The 5,147-nt window shown below is 49.0% G+C and carries 7 protein-coding genes; 3 read left to right on the top strand and 4 right to left on the bottom strand.

What is annotated here, in order from left to right:
• Nucleotides 1-10: 10 nt before the first annotated feature.
• Genes ON064_RS16910 through recX form a run of 3 tightly spaced genes read right to left on the bottom strand, consistent with a single transcriptional unit; the run spans nucleotide 11 to nucleotide 1,401 of the window.
• Nucleotides 11-265 (bottom strand): YfhJ family protein, encoded by a 255-nt coding sequence (locus ON064_RS16910; protein ID WP_274625686.1) that lies wholly within the window; start codon nucleotides 263-265, stop codon nucleotides 11-13.
• Between the two features lie 4 nt (nucleotides 266-269).
• A complete protein-coding gene (locus ON064_RS16905) occupies nucleotides 270-602 on the bottom strand; it encodes a YfhH family protein (RefSeq protein ID WP_058381352.1) in 333 nt (110 codons plus the stop codon).
• Nucleotides 595-1,401: a recombination regulator RecX gene (recX, locus tag ON064_RS16900; protein ID WP_274625687.1), complete on the bottom strand. Its 807-nt coding sequence runs from the start codon at nucleotides 1,399-1,401 to the stop codon at nucleotides 595-597. The genes ON064_RS16905 and recX overlap by 8 nt, the downstream gene beginning before the upstream one ends.
• A gap of 99 nt (nucleotides 1,402-1,500) precedes the next feature.
• On the opposite strand from recX, the gene ON064_RS16895 reads away from it, so the two are divergent.
• The 3 genes from ON064_RS16895 to ON064_RS16885 all read left to right on the top strand — a co-directional run bounded on the left by ON064_RS16895 (nucleotide 1,501) and on the right by ON064_RS16885 (nucleotide 4,497).
• Complete coding sequence (locus tag ON064_RS16895; protein ID WP_274625685.1) at nucleotides 1,501-2,400, top strand: TIGR01777 family oxidoreductase; 900 nt, start codon at nucleotides 1,501-1,503, stop codon at nucleotides 2,398-2,400.
• A 41-nt stretch (nucleotides 2,401-2,441) separates the two neighbouring features.
• The gene (gene rlmD / locus ON064_RS16890) at nucleotides 2,442-3,806 is read left to right on the top strand and encodes a 23S rRNA (uracil(1939)-C(5))-methyltransferase RlmD (RefSeq protein WP_274625684.1); all 1,365 of its coding nucleotides are present in this window, start codon (nucleotides 2,442-2,444) and stop codon (nucleotides 3,804-3,806) included.
• Between the two features lie 139 nt (nucleotides 3,807-3,945).
• A complete protein-coding gene (locus tag ON064_RS16885) occupies nucleotides 3,946-4,497 on the top strand; it encodes a flavodoxin family protein (RefSeq protein WP_274625683.1) in 552 nt (183 codons plus the stop codon).
• Between the two features lie 116 nt (nucleotides 4,498-4,613).
• Here ON064_RS16885 and ON064_RS16880 read toward each other — a convergent pair.
• A partial coding sequence (locus ON064_RS16880; protein ID WP_274625682.1) for an MFS transporter occupies nucleotides 4,614-5,147 on the bottom strand: 534 nt, incomplete at its 5' end.

Here is a 5,147-nt window from a genome sequence, read left to right as displayed (position 1 = left end):
TTTTTATCGTTCAAGAATCGTGCAAAAGATGTGAGTATTTCGGGTTGTTCCCCGCAAACTCGTGGATTTTATCGCCATAACTTTCAATCCACTGGCGCACGACTTTCTCGACGACTGCGGTCCCTTGATAATCATAGCCTGCTTTTGCGTATGAAGATTCAAAATCGGATACTAAAAGTTCAATCCATGTCCGGGCTTTGTCTTCCGACAGCTCCGGGTTTTTTTCTCTCAATTCGATGATTAACTGCTCAATGACTTCTTTCATCGATTCACTTCCCTTCCTTTAATGGGCGGAGCATGGAAATCGGCAGCGCTTCCGTGTATTTGTCGCCGCCCATGCGGTAGCCCCAGGCAAAATTGCCTTTTAAGTAATCAATTTGGAAATAGACATTCGGGTCGCCTTCCACACGGTAGACTTCCCCTGGTTTAAAGTCTTTTGGATCCAGCAGGAACGACGCCGCCATGATGGCTTTGCGCTCGAGCACCGCGAATTCATTGACGATGCCGAGCTGTTCCGCCTTGCGCGCTTTTTCTTTCAGACGGGCGATTTCATTGCGCAGTTCCGTCTCGTCCATTTGTGAATATGGTTTATGTTCACTCATCTTCAAGCTCCTTTTCTTCGATGTACTGGGTGATCACATCGCCCGGGAAGCCTTTTTGGTATAGGCCTTGCTTCACTTTCCGGCTCAGGTCGTTCCCCGACAATTTGCTTTCGTGCTTGCGCCATAGTTTATCCCCTTGCTGGCGGACGCTGTCGAGCCATTGGTCTCCGTCGCGTTCAAGATCCAAGGTTTCGATCGCTTGCTTGATAATCGCGTAAGGATAGCCTTTTCTCATCAATGAATCATTGATTTTTTGTTTGACCTGGCTCGGAGTTTTCGACTGTTCTTTCGCTGAGATTTTTTCCGCAAGGCCTGTGGCGACTTCGAGCTGCTCTTCTTCACTGTAATTGGTTAAGACATCTTTTTGCATAGCCTTATCAATTCCTCTCTTTTGCATATCCTGCTGGATTGCGCGCGGCCCTTTTTTGCCGGATTTGATTTGCGTCCGGAGCAGCGCTTCTGAAAACTGCTGGTCATCGAGGAAGCTGAGTTCGTAAAGCTTCTTGACCGCTTCATCGATGACGGCTTCGCCGAATTCCTTTTCCTTCAGTTTCTTCCGGACTTCGCCCTCGCTGCGCATGCGGAAGCCGAGGTAATGCAACGCTTTATTGAATGCTTTTCGGACTTCATCCTCAAAGTTCATTTCTTCGATCGTCCACTGGTCGAGTTCTTTGCCTTTAGTCAATTGGTAGCGGATGATCAAAGTTTCGTCGACACTGAACGCAAATTTTTCTTCCAAATAAATATTATAGCGTTCCGGATTGTTTTTTCCGCGGGTTATTTTCGTAATGATCGGCATCAATTTCCCCTCGCTTCTTGTTCCATTATACACTTTGACCGGCCTCTTGGCATATGCTTCGCTCGAATTGGGTATGGGATAGAAATGGAGGCGATGGAAATGAAAATAGCGATAACTGGCGGCACCGGATTTCTCGGTTCTGTCTTAACGGAACTGCTGCAAGAAAAAGGCCACGAAGTGTTTATTTTAACACGTTCAGATAAACCAAAGGAATCGGGCATTACATATGTCCGCTGGCTGTCTGAAGGGGCACGCCCAGAAGCACAGCTTGAAGGCATCGATGCGCTGGTCAACTTAGCCGGTACGTCGATCAACGATGGCTTGTGGACAGATAAACAAAAAAAGAAAATTTACGAAAGCCGCGTATCGGCGACAAAAGAAGTGCTGCGCATCATTTCAGCGCTTGAAAAAAAACCGGAAGCGCTCGTCAATGCAAGCGCTGTCGGAATCTATCCTGCTTCTGAACACAAAACTTACACAGAAGCCGACCGCGAATATGGCAATGATTTTCTGGCTGAAACTGTGCTCGCTTGGGAAGGCCTTGCCGAACAAGCGCAAATTGACGGCGTCCGAACATCATATGCACGTCTTGGCATTTTGCTTGGAAAAGAACAAGGTGCACTGCCGTTAATGGCGCTGCCGTATAAGCTATTCGCCGGCGGCACAGTCGGCACTGGCAGGCAATGGCTGTCATGGATCCATGTCCGCGATGCGGCGCGCGCGATCCTGTTCGCCATTGAACAGAAAGAACTCACAGGCCCGTTCAATGTGACAGCGCCGAATCCACAGCGTATGAAAACGGTCGGTAAGGAAATCGGGCGGGCGCTCGGCAGGCCTCATTGGATCCCTGCCCCTTCGTTTGCGTTGAAAGCGGCGCTCGGCGATAAAAGCAGGCTGGTGCTCGAAGGCCAGCGTGCACTGCCAACCGTCCTTCTCGACCATGGATTTAAGTTCGAGTTCCCGAATTTGCCGGAAGCACTGGCTGACATATACAAATAAGCGTATAATGAAGGGATGACCAACTGAAGGACGTGACCTGCATGACTGAAAAACCAATCATTGAAATGGGGCAGAAATTCCCCTTAACCATTAAAAAACTCGGTATCAACGGAGAAGGCATCGGCTTTTTCAAGCGCAATGTCGTCTTTGTTCCCGGCGCACTGCCAGGTGAAGAAGTGACAGCACAAGTGACGATCGTGAAACATAATTTCGCGCAAGCCCGGATATTGAAAATCCGTAAAGCTTCCCCCCACCGCCAGACGCCGCCGTGCCCGATTTTCGAAACATGCGGCGGCTGCCAATTGCAGCATTTATCCTATAGCCAGCAACTCGTCGAAAAGCGCGACTTGGTATTGCAATCACTCGACCGTTATTTGCGCGGGACGGACATCCAAGTACGCGAAACGATCGGCATGGACGACCCTTGGCATTACCGCAATAAGAGCCAGTTCCAAACACGCAAGAAAGACGGCAAAGTAATGGCTGGCTTGTTTGCGGAAGGCTCTCAGCAGCTGCTCGATATCGAACAATGCCTCGTCCAGCATCCGGATACGGTGAAAATCACCAATGCCGCGAAGCGCATCATCGAAGAATTGAACCTATCCATTTACGATGGCAAATCAATGAAAGGGCTGGTGCGCACGATCGCTGTCCGCACGGCAGTCAAAACTGGTGAAATCCAGCTTGTGCTCATTACGACGCGCAAAGACATCCCGAAAGAGAAAGTGCTCGTCGAACGCTTGAGCGCAATCGATTCGAACTTGGTGTCCATCGTCCAAAACGTCAATACTGAGAAAACCTCATTGGTATTTGGCGACACGACGCGTACGCTGTTCGGCAAACCGACCATTCACGAAGAACTCGGCGAATTGTCGTTCGATTTGTCTGCCCGCGCATTTTTCCAATTGAATCCGGAACAGACCGTCAAACTCTACGATGAAATTAAGCGTGCAGCGAAACTGACCGGCAAGGAATCAGTCGTCGATGCGTACTGCGGCGTCGGCACGATTGGCCTATGGCTGGCGGATTCCGCCCGTGAAATCCGCGGCATGGATACCATTCCGGAAAGCATTGCCGATGCAAAAGCCAACGCGAAAAAACAAGGCCACCAAGCGACTTACGTGACAGGCACGGCAGAAAAATGGCTCGAAACCTGGCGTAAGGAAGGTTATGTGCCGGATGTATTAACAGTAGACCCACCGCGCACCGGGCTTGCGGACTCGCTGTTGAAAACCATCTTGAAAGTAAAACCGAAGCGTTTTGTCTACACGTCCTGCAACCCTTCGACACTCGCGAAAGACTTGCAGCAATTGACGAAAGTTTACCGCGTCGAATACATCCAGCCTATCGATATGTTCCCGCAGACTTCGCAAATTGAAGCGGTGTGCTTGTTAACCTTGAAATAAAAAGTTTACCCGCTCTTTGATTCGCGCTTCGCATACTCTAGACTCCAGCCATTGCATTTGATTTTTTAGCAGGTTCTCAGGTTTTGAAAGCATTCACTGCCAGAGCCCAGGTGAAATCAGCTATTCAGGAGGAATTGCCATGAAGCCGTTGATCATCTATTACTCCCATTCCGAAAACAATCAAAAGCTAGCGATAGAACTGCAAAGCCGGATCGGATGCGAGTTGCGCGAAATCAAAGAAAAAAAGAAACGGAAAGATATAGCGATCTTGATGGATTTCCTCATCAAGCGCGACTCCCGATTAGCACCGCTAGATGTTGACTTGAGAGAATACAGCCCGGTGATTTTGCTGGCACCGATTTGGGCTGGAAAAATTGCGGCGCCGATGCGGACCTTCATCAAAAAGTCGAAAGATGATTTAACCGATTACTCGTTTATCACCATTTGCAGCGGTGCACCTGGCCAGCGGGAAAAGATTGGCGCAGAACTGCTTGCGCTCTCCTCCCGCGAACCATCCGCATTAGCTGAGTTGTGGATCAACAACCTGCTCCCTGAAGAACAGCGCAATAAAATTAAGTACACTAATAAGTTCCATCTCAAGCGTGAGCATTTCAGCCAATTCGATCAAGAAATCAGGTTCTTCATTGAAATGGCAATGCACGCAGATCAAGATCCCAAAACGCTGACATAATTTAAGCCACAGGCCAAACCGTTGAATACGGGGCCTGTGGCTTTTTTTATGGAACTAAAAAAGTTTAGGAAGCGTCTGCTTCCTAAACTTTGACAAAACCATATTAATTTCAGAAGTTAGGCCGTTTGTTTGCGCGGCCCTTTAAAAGCGATGATGGTGAACAAAGTCAATAGGATCCCGGTGATCAGCAATAGGAAACTCAGCTGTTCTGTGACTTCAAGGAACAAGCCCCCTGCTGCCGGTCCGATCAAACTACCGACGCTGAATGCCACGCCGCATAATAAATTTCCCGTCGGCAGCAATTCTTTCGGCATCAAGTCAGTCATATAAGAAATGCCGAGCGAAAAAGTCGAACCGACAAACATGCCAGCCACCACAAATAGAACGAGCGTGAGCCAGGCATTTGATTCAAAGAACGTCGCCACTAAAAATGACAGCCCTCCGCCGCTTAGCGCAATCATCAATACCTTTTTCCGGCCGATGCGGTCGCTGAGTTCACCGAGCGGCAATTGTGTTGCAATCGCTCCGATGGAAAAGGCAGCGAGAATATAGGAGACCATGCTGATATCGAATGATTGGCGCAAAGCATAGACCGGATAGATCGCGCTCAGTGATGCTTCCAAAAAACCATAGCCGAGCGGGGGCAAAAA

Origin of the sequence: Planococcus sp. A6, from assembly GCF_028823615.1 — a bacterium.
Classification (GTDB): Bacteria; Bacillota; Bacilli; order Bacillales_A; family Planococcaceae; genus Planococcus.
Note: the sequence above shows the minus strand (reverse complement) of the source record. Positions and strands in the feature narration are given on the sequence as shown.

Excerpts from the sequence above, each read along its gene's own strand:
- ON064_RS16910 (WP_274625686.1), bottom strand. The coding sequence starts at position 265 with ATGAAAGAAGTCATTGAGCAGTTAATCATCGAATTGAGAGAAAAAAAC.
- ON064_RS16905 (WP_058381352.1), bottom strand. The coding sequence starts at position 602 with ATGAGTGAACATAAACCATATTCACAAATGGACGAGACGGAACTGCGC.
- recX (WP_274625687.1), bottom strand. The coding sequence starts at position 1,401 with ATGCCGATCATTACGAAAATAACCCGCGGAAAAAACAATCCGGAACGC.
- ON064_RS16895 (WP_274625685.1), top strand. The coding sequence starts at position 1,501 with ATGAAAATAGCGATAACTGGCGGCACCGGATTTCTCGGTTCTGTCTTA.
- rlmD (WP_274625684.1), top strand. The coding sequence starts at position 2,442 with ATGACTGAAAAACCAATCATTGAAATGGGGCAGAAATTCCCCTTAACC.
- ON064_RS16885 (WP_274625683.1), top strand. The coding sequence starts at position 3,946 with ATGAAGCCGTTGATCATCTATTACTCCCATTCCGAAAACAATCAAAAG.